19 protein-coding genes are annotated in these 19,184 nt (G+C 60.4%); 6 read left to right on the top strand and 13 right to left on the bottom strand.

Annotated elements, in window-relative coordinates:
- Positions 1–92 precede the first annotated feature (92 nt).
- The 3 genes from QMK52_RS08245 to abc-f form a co-directional block, all read right to left on the bottom strand.
- On the bottom strand, positions 93–725 hold the full coding sequence (locus QMK52_RS08245; protein WP_005792425.1) for a LysE family transporter: 633 nt from the start codon (positions 723–725) through the stop codon (positions 93–95).
- An 89-nt stretch (positions 726–814) separates the two neighbouring features.
- Positions 815–1,387 carry a mechanosensitive ion channel family protein gene (locus tag QMK52_RS08240; RefSeq protein ID WP_005792426.1) on the bottom strand — a complete coding sequence of 191 codons (573 nt, stop codon included), beginning with the start codon at positions 1,385–1,387 and terminating at the stop codon, positions 815–817.
- The gene (gene abc-f / locus QMK52_RS08235) at positions 1,387–3,297 is read right to left on the bottom strand and encodes a ribosomal protection-like ABC-F family protein (protein WP_005792427.1); all 1,911 of its coding nucleotides are present in this window, start codon (positions 3,295–3,297) and stop codon (positions 1,387–1,389) included. Before abc-f ends, QMK52_RS08240 begins: the two co-directional genes overlap by 1 nt.
- A gap of 50 nt (positions 3,298–3,347) precedes the next feature.
- Between abc-f and QMK52_RS08230 the strand changes: the two genes are divergently transcribed.
- Positions 3,348–3,812, top strand: coding sequence for a TIGR02444 family protein (locus tag QMK52_RS08230; RefSeq protein WP_194439560.1), 465 nt, complete (start codon positions 3,348–3,350; stop codon positions 3,810–3,812).
- On the opposite strand, the gene QMK52_RS08225 is transcribed toward QMK52_RS08230, so the two are convergent.
- Positions 3,809–5,002, bottom strand: a complete 1,194-nt coding sequence (locus tag QMK52_RS08225) for an AlgP family protein (protein ID WP_320404001.1) — start codon at positions 5,000–5,002, stop codon at positions 3,809–3,811. The genes QMK52_RS08230 and QMK52_RS08225 overlap by 4 nt on opposite strands.
- 192 nt (positions 5,003–5,194) lie before the next feature.
- Between QMK52_RS08225 and QMK52_RS08220 the strand changes: the two genes are divergently transcribed.
- Positions 5,195–5,872 (top strand): FKBP-type peptidyl-prolyl cis-trans isomerase, encoded by a 678-nt coding sequence (locus QMK52_RS08220; protein ID WP_194439564.1) that lies wholly within the window; start codon positions 5,195–5,197, stop codon positions 5,870–5,872.
- A 52-nt stretch (positions 5,873–5,924) separates the two neighbouring features.
- Here the strand turns inward: QMK52_RS08220 and QMK52_RS08215 are convergent, their stop codons facing one another.
- From QMK52_RS08215 to QMK52_RS08185, 7 genes are all read right to left on the bottom strand, one after another.
- A complete protein-coding gene (locus tag QMK52_RS08215) occupies positions 5,925–6,383 on the bottom strand; it encodes an Rsd/AlgQ family anti-sigma factor (protein ID WP_005792431.1) in 459 nt (152 codons plus the stop codon).
- 208 nt (positions 6,384–6,591) lie between these two features.
- A complete protein-coding gene (locus QMK52_RS08210; RefSeq protein ID WP_005792432.1) occupies positions 6,592–7,113 on the bottom strand; it encodes a disulfide bond formation protein B in 522 nt (173 codons plus the stop codon).
- Between the two features lie 237 nt (positions 7,114–7,350).
- The gene (locus QMK52_RS08205; protein ID WP_005792433.1) at positions 7,351–8,592 is read right to left on the bottom strand and encodes a heme biosynthesis protein HemY; all 1,242 of its coding nucleotides are present in this window, start codon (positions 8,590–8,592) and stop codon (positions 7,351–7,353) included.
- Between the two features lie 5 nt (positions 8,593–8,597).
- Positions 8,598–9,713, bottom strand: coding sequence for a uroporphyrinogen-III C-methyltransferase (locus QMK52_RS08200; RefSeq protein ID WP_320404000.1), 1,116 nt, complete (start codon positions 9,711–9,713; stop codon positions 8,598–8,600).
- 18 nt (positions 9,714–9,731) lie between these two features.
- Positions 9,732–10,490, bottom strand: coding sequence for a uroporphyrinogen-III synthase (locus QMK52_RS08195; protein ID WP_242462633.1), 759 nt, complete (start codon positions 10,488–10,490; stop codon positions 9,732–9,734).
- The gene (gene hemC / locus QMK52_RS08190; RefSeq protein WP_005792436.1) at positions 10,487–11,428 is read right to left on the bottom strand and encodes a hydroxymethylbilane synthase; all 942 of its coding nucleotides are present in this window, start codon (positions 11,426–11,428) and stop codon (positions 10,487–10,489) included. The genes QMK52_RS08195 and hemC overlap by 4 nt, the downstream gene beginning before the upstream one ends.
- Positions 11,429–11,566: 138 nt before the next feature.
- Entirely contained in the window at positions 11,567–12,313 is a 747-nt protein-coding gene (locus tag QMK52_RS08185; protein WP_194439566.1) for a LytR/AlgR family response regulator transcription factor, read from the bottom strand.
- A gap of 501 nt (positions 12,314–12,814) precedes the next feature.
- Between QMK52_RS08185 and argH the strand changes: the two genes are divergently transcribed.
- On the top strand, positions 12,815–14,209 hold the full coding sequence (gene argH, locus QMK52_RS08180; protein ID WP_005792438.1) for an argininosuccinate lyase: 1,395 nt from the start codon (positions 12,815–12,817) through the stop codon (positions 14,207–14,209).
- Positions 14,210–14,309: 100 nt separating this feature from the next.
- Here the strand turns inward: argH and QMK52_RS08175 are convergent, their stop codons facing one another.
- The gene (locus QMK52_RS08175; protein ID WP_194439568.1) at positions 14,310–14,969 is read right to left on the bottom strand and encodes a glutathione S-transferase family protein; all 660 of its coding nucleotides are present in this window, start codon (positions 14,967–14,969) and stop codon (positions 14,310–14,312) included.
- Between the two features lie 126 nt (positions 14,970–15,095).
- Between QMK52_RS08175 and QMK52_RS08170 the strand changes: the two genes are divergently transcribed.
- The 3 genes from QMK52_RS08170 to QMK52_RS08160 all read left to right on the top strand — a co-directional run bounded on the left by QMK52_RS08170 (position 15,096) and on the right by QMK52_RS08160 (position 18,739).
- A complete protein-coding gene (locus QMK52_RS08170) occupies positions 15,096–15,380 on the top strand; it encodes a hypothetical protein (protein ID WP_005792440.1) in 285 nt (94 codons plus the stop codon).
- 95 nt (positions 15,381–15,475) lie between these two features.
- Positions 15,476–15,730: a TIGR02647 family protein gene (locus QMK52_RS08165; protein ID WP_003195403.1), complete on the top strand. Its 255-nt coding sequence runs from the start codon at positions 15,476–15,478 to the stop codon at positions 15,728–15,730.
- 168 nt (positions 15,731–15,898) lie between these two features.
- The gene (locus tag QMK52_RS08160) at positions 15,899–18,739 is read left to right on the top strand and encodes a class I adenylate cyclase (RefSeq protein WP_194439570.1); all 2,841 of its coding nucleotides are present in this window, start codon (positions 15,899–15,901) and stop codon (positions 18,737–18,739) included.
- Here the strand turns inward: QMK52_RS08160 and rnk are convergent.
- On the bottom strand, positions 18,736–19,146 hold the full coding sequence (rnk, locus tag QMK52_RS08155) for a nucleoside diphosphate kinase regulator (RefSeq protein WP_005792442.1): 411 nt from the start codon (positions 19,144–19,146) through the stop codon (positions 18,736–18,738). The two genes, QMK52_RS08160 and rnk, sit on opposite strands and share 4 nt — an antisense overlap.
- Positions 19,147–19,184: the final 38 nt, after the last annotated feature.

Here is a 19,184-nt window from a genome sequence, read left to right as displayed (position 1 = left end):
TTTAATGAATTCGACTCAAGGTGTTATTTCATATCACCCCTAAATCCAATGTGGGAGGGAGCCCCTCCCACATTTCGATTCGGTTTCGGCAATTACGCCGTAGCGCGATGCAGGCTGGCGAGAAATCCGGCAGCGCCGACAAACAAGCCGGCGAATGTACGGTTTACGCGCTTCTGTTGTTTAGGCGTACGCAACAGACGCAAGACTTTCGACGCCAACCCCGTGTAACCCGCCATCACGATCATATCGACGCTGATCATGGTCGCACCGAGGATCAGGTACTGAATCAACAGCGGCGCCTGCGGGTTCACGAATTGCGGCAACACCGCCAACATGAACACCAGGGCCTTGGGGTTGCTGGCGTTGACCAAAAAGCCGCGGAACATCATCGCCATCGGCTTGCCGATCGGGCGCACGGCGGCGTCATCGGTCATGTCCATGGGCAGGGCGCGCCATTGCTTGATGGCCAGGTACACCAGGTAGGCCACGCCAAACCATTTGATCGCATAGAATGCGGTAGACGACGCCGCCAGAATGGCCCCCAGGCCACCCGCGACCACGGCAATCTGCATCGCCAGGCCCAGTTGCAGGCCAATGGCGTTCCAGTAGCCCCGGACAAAACCGTATTGCAGGCCGCTGGACATCGAGGCGATGGCACCGGCGCCAGGAGAAAGGGAGATGATCCAACTGGCCAGGAAAAAGGCCAGCCATGTGTCGAGAGCCATTGCGCACCTCAGAAGGGAGTCAGCGATTGTGCCTTTAAGCTAACTCTACCGACCGAAGGCTGGCTATAGATTTTTACAAGATGTAAACGCTAGCGGTCGCCCGGAAATACATGGGTGCCAGGCCAACGGCGCACCGAGCGCTGAAAGAACAAGCTGTTAGGCACTTGCACCATCGCGCTGCTGGTCCCGGCTTCTTCTACTTCGATCAATGTGGTGTAAAGCAGGTTGATCGCCACGACCCTGCCCTTCACGCCGGGTTTGTCGACGGTGTCCACCAACTCGACAATATCCCCAAGGCGGAACGGCCCGACGGTGAAGATCAGAATTGCGCACAACAGGTTGGACAGCACCGACCACATGGCGAAGAACGCCACTGCCGCTACCGCGACAAACCCTGACAGCGCCGTCCACAGCACCGTGGCAGACACTCCCAGGCGCCCCAGCACAAAGATCAGCGCACTGCCCATGATCAGCCAGCGCAAGCCGCCGCGCAGGGGCATCAGCAGTTGCGGCGGGAACGGGTAACGCTCACCCAGGCGCGTCAGGCCCTTGGCGACGAAGCGCTGGGCCAGGTAGCCGGCCAGCAGGATCAGCAGGATTTGCACGCCGATCCATACGGGCTCGACCCATTGCGCCGGTACCGGCAGTTGCAACGCTTCCATCAGGACAGCGCCTCCAGCTCCGCTTGCAAGGTTTCGAGCAGTTCGAGGGCCTCCATCCAGGTTTCCTCCAATTGCCCTTCGCGCACCTTGAGCTTGGCCTGTTCGGCCAGCAGGTCACGCAGCTCATCCTTGCGCGCCGCCTCGTACACGGCGCTATCACCCAGGCTGGTTTCGATCTTGGCCAGGCGCTCGTGCACCTTGCCCAGCTCGGCTTCCAGCTTGTCGGCCTCACGCTTGTGCGGCGCCAGTTGCTGGCGCAGCGCGGCGGCGGCCTGGCGCTGGGCTTTCTTGTCAGTCTTGTCCGGGTTGACCGGGGTGTTGCTGGCCGGCGCATTGCGCAGGCGGTAATCGGTCAGCCAGCGTGCGTAGTCGTCCAGGTCGCCGTCGAATTCTTCGACCTTGCCGTCGGCCACCAGCAGGAAGTTGTCGGTGGTGCTCTTGAGCAGGTGGCGATCGTGAGACACCACCAGTACCGCACCGCTGAACTCCTGCAGGGCCATGGTCAGTGCCAGGCGCATTTCCAGGTCCAGGTGGTTGGTCGGTTCGTCGAGCAGCAGCAGGTTTGGACGGTCCCAGGCGATCAGGGCCAGGGCCAGTCGGGCTTTTTCGCCACCGGAGAAATTCAGCACTGGCTCGTCGATCCGTGCGCCACGGAAGTCGAAACCGCCGAGGAAGTCGCGCAGGGTTTGCTCGCGCTCGGTGGGCGCCAGGCGCTGCAGGTGCAACAGCGGGCTGGCCTTGGCATCAAGCGAGTCCAGTTGATGCTGGGCGAAGTAACCCACCACCGTGTTCTCGCCACGGGTCAGGCGGCCAGCCAGTGGCTCAAGCTCACCCGACAGGTTCTTGATCAGCGTCGACTTGCCCGCGCCGTTGGGGCCGAGCAAACCAATGCGTGCGCCCGGCGTGAGCTGCAGCTTGACCTTCTCCAGGATGGTCTTGTCGCCGTAGCCCAAGCGAGCGTCCGACAGATCGAGCAGAGGGCTTGAGATCTTCACCGACTCACGGAACACGAAATCGAACGGCGAATCGACGTGGGCCGCCGACAGTTCTTCCATGCGCTCCAGCGCCTTGATGCGGCTCTGGGCCTGACGGGCCTTGGTGGCCTGGGCCTTGAAGCGGGCGATGTAGCTTTCCATGTGCGCACGTTGCGCCTGTTGCTTTTCAAAGGCCTGTTGCTGCTGGGCCAGGCGTTCGGCGCGTGCGCGTTCGAACGCGGTGTAGCCGCCACGGTAGAGGGTGATTTTCTTCTGCTCGACGTGGGCGATGTTGTCGACCACGGCGTCGAGGAAATCCCGGTCGTGGGAAATCAGCAGCAAGGTGCCCTGGTAGCTCTTGAGGAAATCTTCCAGCCACAGGATCGCATCGAGGTCCAAGTGGTTGGTCGGTTCGTCGAGCAGTAACAGGTCGGAGGGGCACATCAGTGCCTGGGCCAGGTTCAGGCGCATGCGCCAGCCGCCGGAGAAGTCGGCGACCGGGCGGTCCATCTGTTCGTTGGTAAAGCCAAGGCCAGCGAGCATTTTGCGGGCACGGGCGTCGGCGGTGTAGCCGTCGGCACTGTCCAGCTCGGCGTGCAGGCGGGCCTGGGCGGCACCGTCCTGGGCTTTTTCGGCTTCGGCGAGGTCGTGTTGCACCTGGCGCAGGCGCAGGTCGCCATCGAGCACGTAGTCGATCGCGATGCGGTCCAGGGTGTCGATCTCCTGGCGCATATGGGCGATGCGCCAGTCGGCCGGCAGCAGGCAGTCCCCGGAATCCGGGGTCAGCTCACCGAGCAGCAAGGCGAACAACGTGGATTTGCCGGCGCCATTGGCACCGATCAGGCCGGCTTTGTGACCGGCGTGCAGGGTCAGCTCGGCGTCTTCGAGAAGACGTTGCGGGCCACGCTGTAATGTTAGGCTTTGAAGTCGGATCATAATGGCGGCGGAGTCTACCAGCTTCGTTGGCCGCTGGCTTGGGTGTGAATATGTGCGCTGACCTGTGGAGCTTTGCCCTTTCTACCTACGCTCGCCCGGGTGTAGAGGCCGCTTGCCTGCGTTTGCAGGAACATGGCGCGGATGTATGCCTGCTGCTGTGTGGTGCGTGGCTGGAGCGGCGCGGTGTGGCACATACACCTGAGCGGGTGCAGGCGCTGCAACAGCTTGCCCGTCCGTGGCGGGTGCAGGTTGTCGAACCGTTGCGATACCTGCGCGTGCAATGGCGAGCCCTGGCGCAGCAGGATACGCAGCTGGCATCGTTGCGCGAGCGGGTCAAAGCCCTGGAGCTGGAGGCTGAACGAACACTGCTGGCGCGCCTGGAAACCTTGGCGCAGGCATGGCCGATCAATGAGGTGGTGGGTCAGTACGAATGGCTTGAAGGCGTGGCGACCGAAGCCGCCAACCTTGACCACGACGCGCTGCAGGCGCTGCGCGTCGCGGCCACCGACGCTTAGGAAGCGTTGGTTGGGGTGGTGCTTGGCGCTACCGGTGCAGGCGTGGTGCTGGCCGATGCGGTTGGAGCGGTGGATGCTGTCGGTGCCGGTGGAGTGGCTGGCTTGGCGACTGCTGGTTTGGCAGCAGCAGGTTTAGCGGCTGGCTTGGCTGCTGGTTTCGCGGCAGCAGGTTTGGCGGCTGGCTTGGCTGCTGGTTTCGCGGCTGCAGGTTTAGCGGCTGGCTTGGCTGCTGGTTTCGCGGCTGCAGTTTTGGCGGCTGGCTTGGCTGCTGGTTTCGCGGCTGCAGTTTTAGCGGCTGGCTTGGCTGCTGGTTTCGCGGCTGCAGTTTTAGCGGCTGGCTTGGCTGCTGGTTTCGCGGCTGCAGTTTTAGCGGCTGGCTTGGCGGCTGGTTTCGCGGCTGCAGTTTTAGCGGCTGGCTTGGCGGCTGGTTTCGCGGCTGCAGTTTTAGCGGCTGGCTTGGCGGCTGGTTTCGCGGCTGCAGTTTTAGCGGCTGGCTTGGCTGCTGGTTTCGCGGCTGCAGTTTTAGCGGCTGGCTTGGCTGCTGGTTTCGCGGCTGCAGTTTTAGCGGCTGGCTTGGCTGCTGGTTTCGCGGCTGCAGTTTTAGCGGCTGGCTTGGCTGCTGGTTTGGCAGCTGGTTTGGCAGCTGCAGTTTTAGCGGCTGGCTTGGCTGCCGGTTTGGCAGCTGCAGTTTTAGCGGCTGGCTTGGCTGCCGGTTTGGCAGCTGCAGTTTTAGCAACTGGCTTGGCAGCAGCGGTTTTGGCAGCGGGCTTGGCTGCAACTTTTGCGGGTGTACGAGCCCCCAGCGCTTTAGCTACGGCTTCCTTCACACGACCAACGCCTTGGGCCAGCTTCAGGCTTTCTTGAGCGTCTTTTTTGAGTTGGGAAATGTAGCTGCGGGTTTCAGCTTGACGATCCTTGAGGGCGTCCAGCAGGTCCTCAAGTTCTTTGACAGCGCCCTTGGCTTTGGCTTGCGCCTTGGACTTGCCGGCAGTAGCGGCGTCTTGCAGTTTGGTACGGGACTTGTGCAGCTTTTCTTGCGCTTTACCGCGTTGTTTTTCCAGTTTGGCGAGCAGTTTTTCTGCATCGGCCAACGCCTGGGAACATGCGCTTTCCAGATGTTCGAGCAGGCTGCCCGAAAGTTGTTGGAGCAAGTGCAACGGGGTATTTACAGGCTTCTGTTTGGCCGACATGGTTTACCTCCTGGCTGACGTGGGTGCGGCTCATACTAGCCCTCTGCTCTTACCGCCGCTAGCGCATGTTGACAGTATCGTTGGGCTTGCGTTGCACGGTACGAAAATTCTTATCGATATAACGCAAATGCTCACCAGTTTTTACGCACTCACACTGGCATAATCCGTCGCACTTTCGCCGGGAGAATGTCCATGTCGCGTTATCTTTTTCTAGTGCTTGGCTTGGCGATCTTCGTGGCCGATGCGAGCGAGCAATCGCCGTCAAAAACCACTGCCACAGAGGCGCATGATCTAGCCTATAGCTTGGGCGCAAGCCTCGGCGAACGCTTGCGCCAGGAAGTCCCCGACCTGCAGATCCAGGCCCTGATCGACGGCCTCAAGCAAGCCTATCAAGGCAAGCCGCTGGCGCTCGACAACGCGCGCATCGAACAGATTCTTACCGCGCACGAAGCGCAAAACGCCGCCAACGCCCAACTACCTCAAAGCGAAAAAGCACTCGCCGCCGAACAGCAATTTCTAACTCGGGAAAAAGCCGCCAGTGGTGTTCGTGAATTGGCAAATGGGATTCTGCTCACCGAGCTGGCACCGGGCACTGGCAACAAGCCGTTAGCCAGCGATGAAGTGCAGGTGAAATACGTGGGCCGACTGCCTGACGGAACTGTCTTCGACAAAAGTACGCAACCGCAATGGTTTCGCCTGAACAGCGTGATCAGCGGTTGGAGCAGTGCATTGCAACAGATGCCGGTGGGTGCGAAATGGCGTCTGGTGATTCCTTCAGCCCAGGCCTATGGCGCAGACGGCGCAGGTGAGTTGATCCCCCCCTATACGCCGCTGGTGTTCGAGGTCGAACTGCTCGGCACTCGCCACTGACCCATAAAAAACGGTGCGACATGCGCACCGTTTTTTATCTCGCCGCCAAGGATCAGGCCTGGACAGCAGCCTTTTGTTTGTGGGCCGTGTGCAACACTTCGATCAGGCAATCTTCCAATTCGAAACGCTCATGGAGCAGACCGCCGAGCTCCTTGAATTTTTCAGCAACACACTTGCCTTCATCACACAGATCATTGAAGGCCAGCAGCTTCTCGGTGATCACATCAATGCGCGGGTAAAGGGTTTCGGCCAATTCCAATCCGCGTTTGTCATTGAAGGCTTTCGCTTCGCCGGTCAGCTGCTCATAAACCTCAAAATGACCCGCAGACACGTAATCCACCAAAGACCCGCAGAATTCTTGCAGAGGCTTTTGCTTCTCAGCCAATGCATCGGGATGGGCACCAAGAGTGTCATAGGCCTGAATCAGTTCGCGGCGCTCCAACAGCCATCTATCGATCAGCTTGTGCACCCCACCCCAACGTTCCTGAGCATTCTGACAACTTTCCAGCATGATGATCTCTCTTCCCTATAGGGGCGCTGCTGCTCTGTACCTGCGCAACACTTGAAGGATTAAGCAGCAGTCGAACAAAGCCGCTTCTGACAAATGGTTTGGATACGCGTGCGGGCCAGATTATGCCCGCATGACTATGGCTTCAAGGTACGCAGGAGAGAATGTTCATACAAGTGTTTAATCCACTCCTACAACGCGCGTCCCGTTTTCATGACGTTGTGATGCGCAAATGCTTACTGAACAACAGCCGCGAGCATTGCATGACACCCAGGATCAACATCGCCACAAAGAACAACAGGCTCCACTCCGGCAGGCTCAGGTCAAATAGCGTCCAGTTGATTTCAACGCAATCGACAGTCCCGTTGAACACTGACCTCGCCGCCTGCCAGAACGACAGGTTTTCGATCATGTAGTGCAAGCTGGGCCAGCAATCCCGGCCCGCACCTGACGGAATATTCTGCAATAGCACTTGGCGCCCGGCAGTGATAGCGCCCAATAATGCACACACGGTGCTCGCCAGCCCATACAGACAAAGGCCGGAGCGCCCGGGATTATGAAGGGCGGCCATCAGGTTGATCAGCGCAAAAGTGGCCAGAAACAGACGTTGTACCTGGCACAGAAAGCAAGGCCGTAGCAACGCGCCGTATTCCAGATAGAAGGACGCGCCCAACGTCAGCGCACCCGCCATGAACGCCAGCAAAAACAAGGAGCGTAAAGGGGCCAAAGACATTGTTTATCCGCACTGCAAGAGATAGGTCGCTACGGTAGAGGAAAGGCCCGACCCCTTTCAAGACGCCCCGGAGCAGACAATTCCGCGAAGAAGCAAGGACATTCCGCCAAGGCATGGCGGAAATCCAGTTACAACAAGTAGGAATTAGTCATCACGTCAGTTATACCGAGTGTTTATTGGGGTTTTAAGGATCGGGTGTCGGATAGATCCGAGCCAATCCATTCACCCTTTCCTACTTCAAATACGCGCGGGTACTGGCAGAGGCGAGGACAACAGACGATTGTCGAGCAGCCCCAGACCTTCCTGAAACAGCTGGTTGCTGCGCTCGGTGTCGCCCAGTTGGGCCAGCAGGCGGGCCAATTCGGCACAGGCTTCGGGGTTGCGCTGAACTTGCAGGCTGCTTTCCAGATAGTCCCGCGCCTTGCCCCACAGGCTGTTTTGCAGGCACAGACGGCCAAGCGTCAGCAGCAAGCTGGCATCGCCCGGATGGTCCTTGAGCCAGCCTTCGGCAAACTTCAACTGGCGCGCCGGGTCACTGCCACGCAACAGGCCATACAGCCGAATCAGATGGCTGTCATAGTCGCGCTTGAGGGCACCACGCAGCACTTCCTCGGCCTTTGCATCCGCGCCTAGCCGACGCAGTTGGTCGGCATAAGCCAGCACCAATTGTGGCTGCTGGCGCTGGGCCGAGGTCAGTTGCTCCCAGGCCCGTTCCAGAGACTGCAAGCCCGCCTCGCCCTGCTCTTCACGCTGGGCAGCCAGGCTCAGGTTTTCGCCCCAGGCACGACGTTCCAGCTCGGCCAGCTCACTGGCGGGCAAGACTTTGTCCTTGCGCAGTTCAGGCAGCAGGCGAATCACCGAGGACCAATCGCCACGCTGCTGATGCAGGCGCTGTAGCTGCCTGAGTACCTGCGCGTTATGCGGGTGACGCTCGTGCATCGCCTGAAGCGTAACCAGGGCGCCTTCCGTATCGCCGCGGTCCATCTGCAGTTGCGCATGGCTCAGGGCTACGGCCAATTCCGCCTGGGGCTGGCGCTCCAGGGCGCGCTCCAGCAAGCCGTCGGATTCCTCATAGCGGCCCTGCTCATTGGCCGCACGGGCAGCACCGATGTAATAGAGCAGCGGCTGACGCTCTGCTTCGGCAGCGCGGTGCAAGTGGCGCTCGGCACTGGCCCAGCGGCCCTCGGCAAGGTCCATCTGGCCTTGCTCGATCGCGATCTGCACACGGCGGCTGCGGTTGCGTCGCGACCATGGATTGACCACGCCACCGGAGGTCGTGATCAGGCTCAGCAACACACGAACCAGGTAGATCGCCAGGCCGATGGCAAACACCGCCACCAGGGTAGCCCACAGGCTTGACTCGTAATGCAGCAAATGCGGATAGGTAATCAGCACGTAGCCGGTGTGTTTCGAAATACCCACGGCCAGTGCGAGGGCGACTGCAATCGCCAGCACCAGGATCACATAGAAACGCTTCATCAGCTCTACTCCTGGGTCGCCGGGTTGCCGGCCGCAGCCTTGGCTTCGTCGGCAGACAGATGACGACGTTCAAGGTAAGCCTGCACGGCGGCCAGGCTCGCAGCCAGGTCCGGCGTCACCACCGACACGGCCTTGGGCTCAAGTTCAGCTATACGCGCCAGCATCGCCTTGCTCTGCGGGTTGTCCTGATTGAAGTTGTCTTGCAATACGCTGCGCGCTTCGCCCAGCGAGCGGCTGTATACCTCCGACTCGCCGTTGAGCGCGGCCCACTGCGCCTGCTCCAGCGCCAGGCTCAGGGCCAGGCGCACTTGGTTCAAGCCCTGGCCTGCCAACAATGGCCGGATATTGTCATCCGGGTTGAAGTCGATGCGGAAATAGCGGGAAATCTGTTCCCACCACTGGCTCAACTGGTTCTGCGTATCGCTTGTGGGGCGCCCTTGGGAAGCAGGCTCCGTAAGCTGATACTCCGGGGCAATCGCCGCCAGTTGCACGACCTGGTCACGCAAGGCCGCCAGTTGCAGGTACAGGCCGGTGCGGTCTGGTTGCTCAGTGCTGCGCAGTGCGGCAAGGCTCTTGGCCAGTTGCTCACGGGCGGTGAAAGCCCCTGGGTCGCTCTGCTCGCGAAGAATCTCGTCGGCGCCCTGGACCAGCGACTGCGCACTGTTGATGTCTTGCAAGGCAGACAAACGCAAGCTGGCCAGACGGATCAGATGCTCCGCCTCGGCCAGGCGCCAATCCTTGCGGCTGGCGCCCAACACCGTTTCGAGGCGCTGGCTCAGGCGTTGCTGATCGCCCTGCAACTGGGCAACCAGACGGCGGCGTTCTTCCAGCTCGTCCGCACCCGGCAATTGTGCCAGGCGGGCGGCCAACTGTTGCTGGCTTTGCTTGAGGCTCTGGGACTGGTCATCCAGGGTCTGCACTTGGCTCAATTGATGTTGGTTGCTGGCTTGAAGGGCGCGGACCTGCCAGATCCCCCAGCCGCCAGCAGCTAAGCCAGCAGCCCCTAGCAGCAAGGCGACGACCGCCAGGCCATTGCCGCGGCGCGGCGCGGTGACCGGTGTCTCGACCGGCGCATCAAGCGCGGGCTGAGCTTCATCTTTAGGCAAGGCTGTTTCGCTCACGTATCCGTCCTTTGCGTATCAGAGAGTGGGAACGGGATAGCTCCCCAACGCCACTAACAAAGCCGCGGCACTTGCGCCGCGACAATCCACAACTTTTTTTGCGCCAGCGGCCCGCGCCATCTCATAGACGCGCGGGCTGGGCACGAACAACGGCAGCTTTGCCACCAGGGGCCAATCACGGCCGGCCAGGGCTTGCAGGTGTAAAAAACCCTGTCCACTGCTGACCACCAGGCCGTTCAAGCGTTCCAACCGGATGCGTTGCATCAGCGCACCCGTCTCGTAGACCGGGAGAAAACGCCGATACAATTCCAGATAGTCGACACTAGCACCTTGCTCACGCAAACGCTCTGCCAGCAACTCTCGGCCGCCCTCGCCACGCAGGATCAGCACCTTGGCGCCCGGCTGTGCGATAGCCTCGCGCAATGCAGGCAATTGAAGCAAGGCCTCGCTGTCATCGCCAGTGGCGGGATAATGAACGTCGAGGCCATGACCGGCCAGGATCTGCGCCGTCGCCGCACCGACGCTGAACCACGGCATTGGTGGCACGGCATTCCCCAACCGTTGCAGCGCCAGGCGCGCGGCCGGCTTGCTCACAACAATGACCGCGCAATAACGCTGCAACGCGTCAAACACCGCTTGTTGCTCAGCCGTAACCGCTAACGCTTGCGTCTCCAACAACGGCAGACGGCTGCTGTATATACCGGCCTGGGACAATAACGCCGCCAGGGCTGTCGACTCCTCGGCAGGCCGCGTCAGCAGCACTCGCCAGTCGGTCACTGCGGACCGGCCTCGCCATAGACTTTTTGCAAAATGGCACCGGCGCCTTTGTCCAGCAACTCCTCGGCAACCTGAATCCCCAAGGCCGTGGCGTCTCGTTGCGGCCCACGCACCTGGGCAGTCAGCAGGGTACCGCCATCCGGATCCCCCACCAGGCCGCGCAGCCACAGGCTCTCACCTTCGAGTACGGCATAACAGGCGATGGGGACTTGGCAGCCGCCATTGAGGTGTTTGTTCAGGGCGCGCTCGGCGGTCACACGAACTTCGGTATCGGCGTGATCGAGGGGCTTGAGCAGTGCGTGGATTTCGCTGTCGACGGTCCGACATTCGATGCCGACTGCGCCCTGCCCGCCGGCGGGCAGGCTGTCTTCGACGCTGATGGCCGATGTGATGCGATCTTCGAAGCCCAAGCGGATCAAGCCGGCGGCGGCAAGAATGATCGCGTCATATTCGCCGGCATCCAGCTTGGCCAGGCGCGTGTTGACGTTGCCGCGCAAAAAGCGAATCTGCAAGTCGGGCCGACGTGTCAGCAACTGAGCCTGGCGACGCAGGCTGGAGGTGCCGACGATGCTGCCCAGCGGCAAGTCATCCAGGGACGCGTAGGTATTGGAAACAAAGGCATCACGCGGATCTTCGCGCTCGCAGATGCAAAAAAGGCCCAGGCCTTCAGGGAAGTCCATGGGCACGTCTTTCATCGAATGCACAGCGATGTCGGCTTCGTTTTCCAGCAGCGCAGTTTCCAGCTCCTTGACGAAAAGACCCTTGCCGCCGATTTTCGACAGGGGTGAGTCCAGCAGCTTGTCGCCGCGACTGACCATGGGCACCAGGGATACCTTGAGGCCCGGATGAGCCTGCTCAAGGCGTGCTTTGACGTATTCGGCCTGCCACAAGGCCAAGGCGCTTTTACGGGTGGCGATGCGGATTTCGCGAGAGGACATGGATCAATCCGTACTGAATAGATACGGCGGATAATAACAGCTCAGGCAAATACGCTTTGATTTGAATCAGCAAGTGCGGGGCCTCCCTGGCCACATCGCACCGGGATAAGGAAGGCAGACCGCGCCCCAGCCCTTGGGCTAAAGCTGCTGCATCATCTTGCGCACGCCAGCGACATGGCGTCGGCTGACGATCAACGCATCGCCATTGAGCCCCTTCAGGAAGAGCTGAAAGTGCCCCAGGGGTGTGCGCTGCAAGCGCTCGATACGTTCGCGGGCTACCAGCGCGTTGCGATGGATACGCACAAAACGGTCGCCGAATTCATCCTCAAGAGCCTTGAGCGGCTCATCCAGCAGCACTTCGCCGGCTTCATGGCGCAGGGTCACGTACTTGTGATCGGCAATAAAGTAGACCACCTGGTTGAGCGGGATCAGCTCGATGCCTTTGCGGGTGCGCGCACTGATGTGGCTGCGTGGCCCGTTACCACTTTGGGCCGCAGGCTGGGTCAGTGCGGCAAGTTGGGCACGGCTGGGACGCTCGGCTTTTTTCAAGGCTTTGAGCAAGGCCTCGGCGGTGACCGGCTTGACGAGAAAACTGACACTGCTGTCTTCCAGCGTCTGTGCAGAGAACTCTTCCTGGGCCGCGCACAACACCACGGCAGGTGGCGATTCGCGCTCGCTCAGGCGGGCAGCGACTTGCAGGCCATCAAAGCCCGGCATACGGATATCGAGCAGCACCACATCCGGCTTGAGGCTGTCGATCAGCGTCAACGCCTCCTCACCGCTGGTGGCACTCGGTTCAAGGACTGTATAACCCTCGAGTTCACTGACAAGACGGCTCAGTCGCTCGCGGGCTTGGGGTTCGTCATCAACGATCAGGACATTCATATTGCGCTGGATTCCTGCGTGAGTCTCGCACAAGGATAGCGTAGACAGGTGCGGTGACTTGCGTCACAGCGATCCACGCTAAGACTAGCGCGAGCGGCAAAAAGTGCCCTGAGAGCGGCACCCAAATTTACCCGGACCTGTTCAATAGCGCCCAAGACCTGCTGCCTTCGGGCATCGTCGTAGGGTTCACTGATACACAATCCGAATACCCCCCTGTTTAATGGATAGTCTGGTTATGACCGCATCACCAGACTTTGGTGCATTCACACACTAGCAGTCCAACTGTAGACGCTCACTGAGACGATATTGCTCAATCGTCAAATATCGTTTCAACAAGCACGTATCTCCAGTCTCGTCCCGGATGCGTTCGGCGGCAAGGCACTTAGCCATCTACGACACAAATAAAATTGCCGATCACCCGCGGCACCGCCTTCACGGGCAACCCTGTTATTATCGCCGGTACACCTTCATGCCTCTTTCAAGCAGATCACGAGCGAATCCATGAGCACCGACAAGACCAACCAGTCCTGGGGCGGCCGCTTCAGTGAACCCGTCGACGCCTTCGTCGCGCGCTTCACCGCCTCCGTCACCTTCGACCAGCGCCTGTACCGCCACGACATCATGGGCTCCATCGCCCATGCCACGATGCTGGCCAAGGTCGGCGTGCTGACCGACGCCGAGCGTGACAGCATCATCGACGGCCTGACCACCATCCGCGGTGAAATCGAGGCAGGCACGTTCGACTGGCGCGTCGATCTGGAAGACGTGCACATGAACATCGAGGCACGCCTGACCGATCGCATCGGCGTGACCGGCAAGAAACTGCACACCGGCCGCAGCCGTAACGATCAGGTAGCCACCGATATTCGCCTGTGGCTGCGCGATGAAATCGACCTGATCCTGGCCGAAATCACCCGCCTGCAAAAAGGTTTGCTGGAGCAGGCCGAGCGTGAATCGGACACCATCATGCCCGGCTTCACTCACTTGCAGACCGCCCAGCCAGTGACCTTCGGTCACCATCTGCTGGCCTGGTTCGAAATGCTCAGTCGCGATTACGAGCGCCTGGTCGATTGCCGCAAGCGCGCCAACCGTATGCCGTTGGGCAGCGCTGCGCTGGCCGGCACCACCTACCCGATCGACCGCGAGTACACCGCGCAGCTGCTGGGTTTTGACGCCGTGGGCGGCAACTCCCTGGACGGCGTGTCGGACCGCGACTTCGCCATCGAATTCTGTGCCGCCGCCAGTATCGCAATGATGCACCTGTCGCGCTTCTCCGAAGAGCTGGTGCTATGGACCAGCGCCCAATTCCAGTTCATCGACCTGCCGGACCGCTTCTGCACCGGCAGCTCGATCATGCCGCAAAAGAAAAACCCTGACGTGCCTGAGTTGGTGCGCGGCAAGAGCGGCCGTGTATTCGGCGCGCTGATGGGCCTGTTGACCCTGATGAAAGGCCAGCCCCTGGCCTACAACAAGGACAATCAGGAAGACAAGGAACCGCTGTTCGACGCCGCGGACACCCTGCGTGATTCGCTGCGCGCCTTTGCCGACATGATCCCCGCGATCAAGCCCAAACACGCGATCATGCGTGAAGCAGCCCTGCGTGGTTTCTCCACGGCAACCGACCTGGCGGACTACCTGGTGCGCCGTGGCCTGCCATTTCGTGACTGCCACGAAATCGTCGGCCACGCGGTGAAATACGGTGTGGACACCGGCAAGGACCTGGCGGAAATGAGCCTGGAAGAACTGCGCCAGTTCAGCGACCAGATCGAACAGGATGTGTTTGCCGTGCTGACCCTGGAAGGCTCGGTAAATGCCCGCAACCATGTGGGCGGCACTGCGCCGGCACAGGTCAAGGCAGCGGTCGTGCGCGGCAAAGAATTGCTCGCCAGCCGCTAAAAGCATCGCAGGCAAGCCAGCTCCCACACTTGATTGGGTTCACACATCAAAATGTGGGAGCGGGCTTGCCCGCGATGGCGCCCTTACAGATGCCAAAGGTTTATTTCTTGGCCGCAATCATCGCCATGAATGCCGGCATCGCCGCCTGCCTGTCCGCCTCTACCTTCTGCGCGTTGGGCATTTCATTCAGGCGCCCCAGCAATGCCTTCGCCTGCGGCAACTGCGCCAGCAGGTCCAGCCCGAACAGCTTCTCGCCCACGCCGCACGCCAGGTTCAGGCTGTACATGAAATACAAATCCGCAATGGTGAAGTTCTCCCCAGCCACATAAGGCGCGAACTTACCGTGCCGACCTAACGTACCGATCCCAAGCAGCAGCTCGGCCCTGGATTTCTCCTTGATCGCCTCCGGCACCGTCATGCCGAAAAAAGCCTCGGCGAAACACGCTCGCGCAGGCAGTTCGATGTAGAGCTCGATTTCACGGCACAGCGCCAGCACCTGAGCCCGTTGAAAAGGGTCGGCCGGCAGCAATGAAGGGCCTTCCTGAGTGTGTTCGATGTACTCCAGAATCACGCTGGTTTCATTGATAAACCCTTGCTTGACGCCCAGCACCGGCACTTTGCCTCGCGGGCTCACCGCCAAGGCTTCGGGGGTCTGGCCTGCATAAAAAGGCACCTCCTCGAAAGCCAGCCCTTTCTCCAGAAGTGCAAGCTTGACCATGTTGTAGTAGTTACTGACTGAAAATCCGTAGAGCTTGAGCATTGCAGATGCCTCCAGGCCGGGTGTGGGGTTGGCTGCAAGAGTTATAGTTCCAGGCGCCCGGCCTGACCAGCAGCATCACCTGCCTGAATGGCGGTAGACTGGCACCCTTTCCTTGAGGAGCCTGCCATGAGCGAGCCGACCGATATCGACAATGACGAAGAAGAATTCACCGAAACCACGCTGATCGAAGCCATCGAAAACCAGATCGAAAGCGACAACCCGCCAGCGGCCAAGGCAACGTTCAACAAACTGACCCTGGTGGGCTACGAGCGCGACGACATCCTGAATCTGATGGCTCACGTGCTGGCCTTCGAGATCGACGCCATGCTCGAAGATGACCGCGCCTTCAATACCGATTGGTATGAAACGGCGCTGCGAGCACTGCCCGAGTTGCCGCCGGAAAAGGAATAACCCCGGCACGCAGCAACACGCTGGACAGTTCGGCAAAGTGCGTTCACCTTATGGCCTGCTAGCCTCTAATAAATTTTAGAAAGTCTGGAGTCCTTATGTCGTATACCCCTGAGTTGGTTGCCGAACTGGAAATCCTTGTACTCTTCCCCTTGGACAGCACCAAGGAGGGCTTGAAAGTCCATCAGACCGCCGCTCCTACCGCCATCGCCGCTGCCAAGCGCCTCCATGCGAAAGGACTGATCGATCAGCCGGACGGGGGCTACCTGACGAGCCTTGGCCGGGATGCTGCAGAACAGGCTCAAACCCTGCTGACCATTCTGACCACTGCCAGCACCAAAGAAGCTGCCTGACACCTGATCCCGCCCATGGGGTCCGCCCGTTGCGGACTCCGAGGGCGCTGTTGTGTGGCGCAAAAATTCTGACGCCAAAAAGCCACTTCCCTCTAAAACTCCTACGCTACTGTCTGTAGACTCCTGCATGGCTGCCCACGTCGGGCCCAGCTAGCCACCGAGTTCGACATGACCCGCACCCACGAAATCCGCCCCGATCTGGACGAAGGCATCGACCGCAAGGTGCTGACCCAGTTGCGCGCGCGTTTCATGGCCCTCAATGAGGGCCGCATGGCCCGGGCTGTCGAGGGGCTGACACCACGCCAACAAGGCGTGCTGACTTTGTTGCCGCTGTTTTTCCACGTCAATCACCCGCTGTTGCCGGGCTATGTCTCCAGCAGCACCCCGGCGGGGCTGTCGAATTTCGAACCTGACGCCCAGGCCCTGGCCGAAGCCCAACGCCTGACCCGCTCGTTCTCCTATAAACCGCGCCATGGCAACCCGCCCCGCCCCATCCACGGCCTGTTCCTGATGGGCAGCCTCGGCACGCTGGCCCAGGCCGATCAAAGCGATATGGACGTGTGGGTGTGCCACGCCCCCGACCTGGACGAAAGCGAACTGGCAGAGCTGCGCAAGAAGTGCCAACTGCTGGAAGCCTGGGCCTTGAGCATGGGCGCCGAGGCGCATTTTTTCCTGATCGAACCTACACGCTTTGTCCTGGGTGAACGCGACACGCAACTAAGCTCCGACGATTGCGGTACTACCCAGCACTACCTGCTGCTGGACGAGTTCTACCGCACAGCCATCTGGCTGGCCGGGCGCACGCCGATCTGGTGGCTGGTGCCGGTCTACGAAGAAAAGCGCTACGCCGAATTTACCCACGCCCTGATTTCCAAGCGGTTTATCCGCGCCGATGAAACCCTCGACCTGGGTCACCTGGCCCATATCCCGCCGGGCGAGTTCATAGGTGCCGGGCTGTGGCAATTGTTCAAGGGCATCGAGTCACCGTACAAATCGGTGCTCAAGCTGCTGCTGACCGAGGTCTACGCCAGCGAACATCCGAACGTGTACTGCCTGAGCCTGCGTTTCAAGCGAGCGGTGTTCGCCAACCAAGTGGACCTGGATGAGCTGGACCCTTACATCGTGGTGTATCGCCGCATCGAGGAATACCTCAAGGCCCGCAACGAGCCGGATCGCCTGGAACTGGTACGACGCAGCCTGTACCTGAAGATCAACCGCAAGCTCAGCGCCGGCCAGCGCACCGCCACTTGGCAGCGACTGCTGCTGGAACGCCTGGCCCGGGAATGGGGTTGGGACCAGCGCCAACTGGCCCTGCTGGACAGTCGCAGCCAGTGGAAAGTGCGTCAGGTTGCTTCCGAGCGCCGCGCCCTGGTCAATGAACTGAACTACAGCTACCGTTTCCTCACCCAGTTCGCCCGTAGCGAACAGACTGCCAGCCTGATCAACAAACGCGACCTCAATGTACTGGGCCGGCGCTTGTATGCGGCGTTCGAACGCAAGGCCGGCAAGGTTGAGTTCATTAACCCAGGCATCGCCCCGGACCTGGCCGAAGACACCCTGACCCTGGTGCAGTCGCCCAACCGCAAGGAGCCGGGCCAGCACCATTGGGGTTTGTATAACGGCAACCTGACGGCCTTGGAGTGGGAGCACTTCGCGCCGATCAAACGCAGCCGGGACCTGCTGGAAATGCTCACCTGGTGCCATCGCAACGGCGTGATCGACAGCAGTACCCGCCTGGCGCTACACCCCGGTGTCAGCGACATGACCGAGTTCGAACTGTTCAACCTGCTGGGCAGCCTGCAACAGACCATCACCCTGCCCCTGGCCAGTGTCGATGAGAGCCGCTTGCTGCGCCCGGCAGTGCCGGAAGAGGTACTGTTGCTGATCAACGTCGGCGTGGACCCGCTCAAGCATCATCGCGACCTGAATATCCTGATGACAACAGAGCGCACCGACTCCCTGAGCTACGCCGGTGTACGCGAAAACCTGGTGCTGACCCTGGACCAGGTCATGCTCAACAGCTGGAATGAGGTGATGGTCAGCCGCTACGACGGGCCCCACGCCCTGCTCGACTGCCTGCGCGACTACCTCAACCAACTACCGCCGGGTCATCTGCCACGGCTGCGGGTGCGCTGCTTCTGTCACAACCGTGCGCAGTTCATTGCCCAGCGTGTAGAAGAGGTGTTCGACACCGCACAACACCTGCTGCTTGGCCAAGCCAATCATCGTTACCTGTTGCAGGTGCAACAGCACTATCACGTCATGGAACTGACACCGGGCCAGGCCAATCATGTGTCACTGCCAACCCAGGACGCGCTGATTGCCTACCTCAGTGAGGAACTGGCCAGCTACAGCCCTTGGCACCTTGACGCCATGGCCCTGGAAGACCATGACCTGGCGCTGCTCCTGCCTATGGGCCAGGCCGATTGCGTGCAAGTGTTCTATCGAGTCAATGAAGGCTTCGCCCAGCTGTACGTGCTCGACGAATTCAACGCGCTTTGGCAGCAGCGCTTGCCGTTTCATGATGAACAAAGTCTGCTGGCTCCGCTGCAACGCTTCCTGCAATCGATCCTCTATCGCCGCGAAGCGCTGTCGTCCCTGGATTCCCGACAGCCCCTGGGTGAAGTGCACACCTTGTACTATCAGTTATTGCCATCGGGCAGCAGCCGCGCGCGCGGCGTGGAGCCACGATCGGCGCCGCAGAACCCTGCCAACAAGCCGTTTTATGACGTGCAGGCAATTATCGGCAAAGGTGCGCCTGGCCAGGTGGGGATCACCCTTTACTGCAATCAGCGGGAATTTTGCGAACTGGAATTTGGCGACCAGCTGTTTGCCGTGGTCGCCCGGGAGATCGTCGGGCAACGCCGGGAAACCGAACGTTACCGTTGCTACATCACTGATCTGGACTTGTCAGGACTGCTCGGTGATGTGCAAAGCCCGAGCAATTTGTACCTGCGCTACAAAGCCGAACTGGAACAGTCCCTCAATGCCGCACTGGGCCAGATTTAGAGCGAGAAAGCCCCGCCATCCTTGGGCTGGCCTTCGACACTGAGCAATTCCAGCTTGAGCGTCTTGCCACCCGGTGCAGGCCAGTCGATATGCTGGCCCACTTGCAGACCCAGCAAAGCACTGCCTACCGGCGCCAGGATCGAGATCTTGCCTTCGTCGGCGTTCGCGTCCTTGGGGTAGACCAGCGTCAGGTGATAGTCCTTGCCGCTGCTTTGCTCACGGCAATGCACGCTGGAGTTCATGGTCACGACACCCGCAGTCACTTCATCGTGACCGACCACGTCTTCGGCGCGGTCGAGTTCGGCTTGCAACGCTTCGACGCCGGGAAACTCGTCGCCCAAGCGGTCGATCAGTTGCTCAAGACGCTGCACGTCAAGACGGGTAAGAATGATGGAAGGTGCAGTCATGATTCAGGCAGACTCCTTTTTTCTGCACAAAAAAAGCA

Origin of the sequence: Pseudomonas sp. P9_2 (assembly GCF_034008255.1) — a bacterium.
In the GTDB taxonomy this organism is placed as follows: domain Bacteria; phylum Pseudomonadota; class Gammaproteobacteria; order Pseudomonadales; family Pseudomonadaceae; genus Aquipseudomonas; species Aquipseudomonas synxantha_A.
This window is presented reverse-complemented; position numbering and strand designations above follow the sequence as displayed.

Bases quoted from the DNA above. Each gene is read 5' to 3' on its own strand.
- QMK52_RS08245 (WP_005792425.1), bottom strand. From the start codon at position 725: ATGGCTCTCGACACATGGCTGGCCTTTTTCCTGGCCAGTTGGATCATC.
- QMK52_RS08240 (WP_005792426.1), bottom strand. From the start codon at position 1,387: ATGGAAGCGTTGCAACTGCCGGTACCGGCGCAATGGGTCGAGCCCGTA.
- abc-f (WP_005792427.1), bottom strand. From the start codon at position 3,297: ATGATCCGACTTCAAAGCCTAACATTACAGCGTGGCCCGCAACGTCTT.
- QMK52_RS08230 (WP_194439560.1), top strand. From the start codon at position 3,348: ATGTGCGCTGACCTGTGGAGCTTTGCCCTTTCTACCTACGCTCGCCCG.
- QMK52_RS08225 (WP_320404001.1), bottom strand. From the start codon at position 5,002: ATGTCGGCCAAACAGAAGCCTGTAAATACCCCGTTGCACTTGCTCCAA.
- QMK52_RS08220 (WP_194439564.1), top strand. From the start codon at position 5,195: ATGTCGCGTTATCTTTTTCTAGTGCTTGGCTTGGCGATCTTCGTGGCC.
- QMK52_RS08215 (WP_005792431.1), bottom strand. From the start codon at position 6,383: ATGCTGGAAAGTTGTCAGAATGCTCAGGAACGTTGGGGTGGGGTGCAC.
- QMK52_RS08210 (WP_005792432.1), bottom strand. From the start codon at position 7,113: ATGTCTTTGGCCCCTTTACGCTCCTTGTTTTTGCTGGCGTTCATGGCG.
- QMK52_RS08205 (WP_005792433.1), bottom strand. From the start codon at position 8,592: ATGAAGCGTTTCTATGTGATCCTGGTGCTGGCGATTGCAGTCGCCCTC.
- hemC (WP_005792436.1), bottom strand. From the start codon at position 11,428: ATGTCCTCTCGCGAAATCCGCATCGCCACCCGTAAAAGCGCCTTGGCC.
- QMK52_RS08185 (WP_194439566.1), bottom strand. From the start codon at position 12,313: ATGAATGTCCTGATCGTTGATGACGAACCCCAAGCCCGCGAGCGACTG.
- argH (WP_005792438.1), top strand. From the start codon at position 12,815: ATGAGCACCGACAAGACCAACCAGTCCTGGGGCGGCCGCTTCAGTGAA.
- QMK52_RS08175 (WP_194439568.1), bottom strand. From the start codon at position 14,969: ATGCTCAAGCTCTACGGATTTTCAGTCAGTAACTACTACAACATGGTC.
- QMK52_RS08170 (WP_005792440.1), top strand. From the start codon at position 15,096: ATGAGCGAGCCGACCGATATCGACAATGACGAAGAAGAATTCACCGAA.
- QMK52_RS08165 (WP_003195403.1), top strand. From the start codon at position 15,476: ATGTCGTATACCCCTGAGTTGGTTGCCGAACTGGAAATCCTTGTACTC.
- QMK52_RS08160 (WP_194439570.1), top strand. From the start codon at position 15,899: ATGACCCGCACCCACGAAATCCGCCCCGATCTGGACGAAGGCATCGAC.
- rnk (WP_005792442.1), bottom strand. From the start codon at position 19,146: ATGACTGCACCTTCCATCATTCTTACCCGTCTTGACGTGCAGCGTCTT.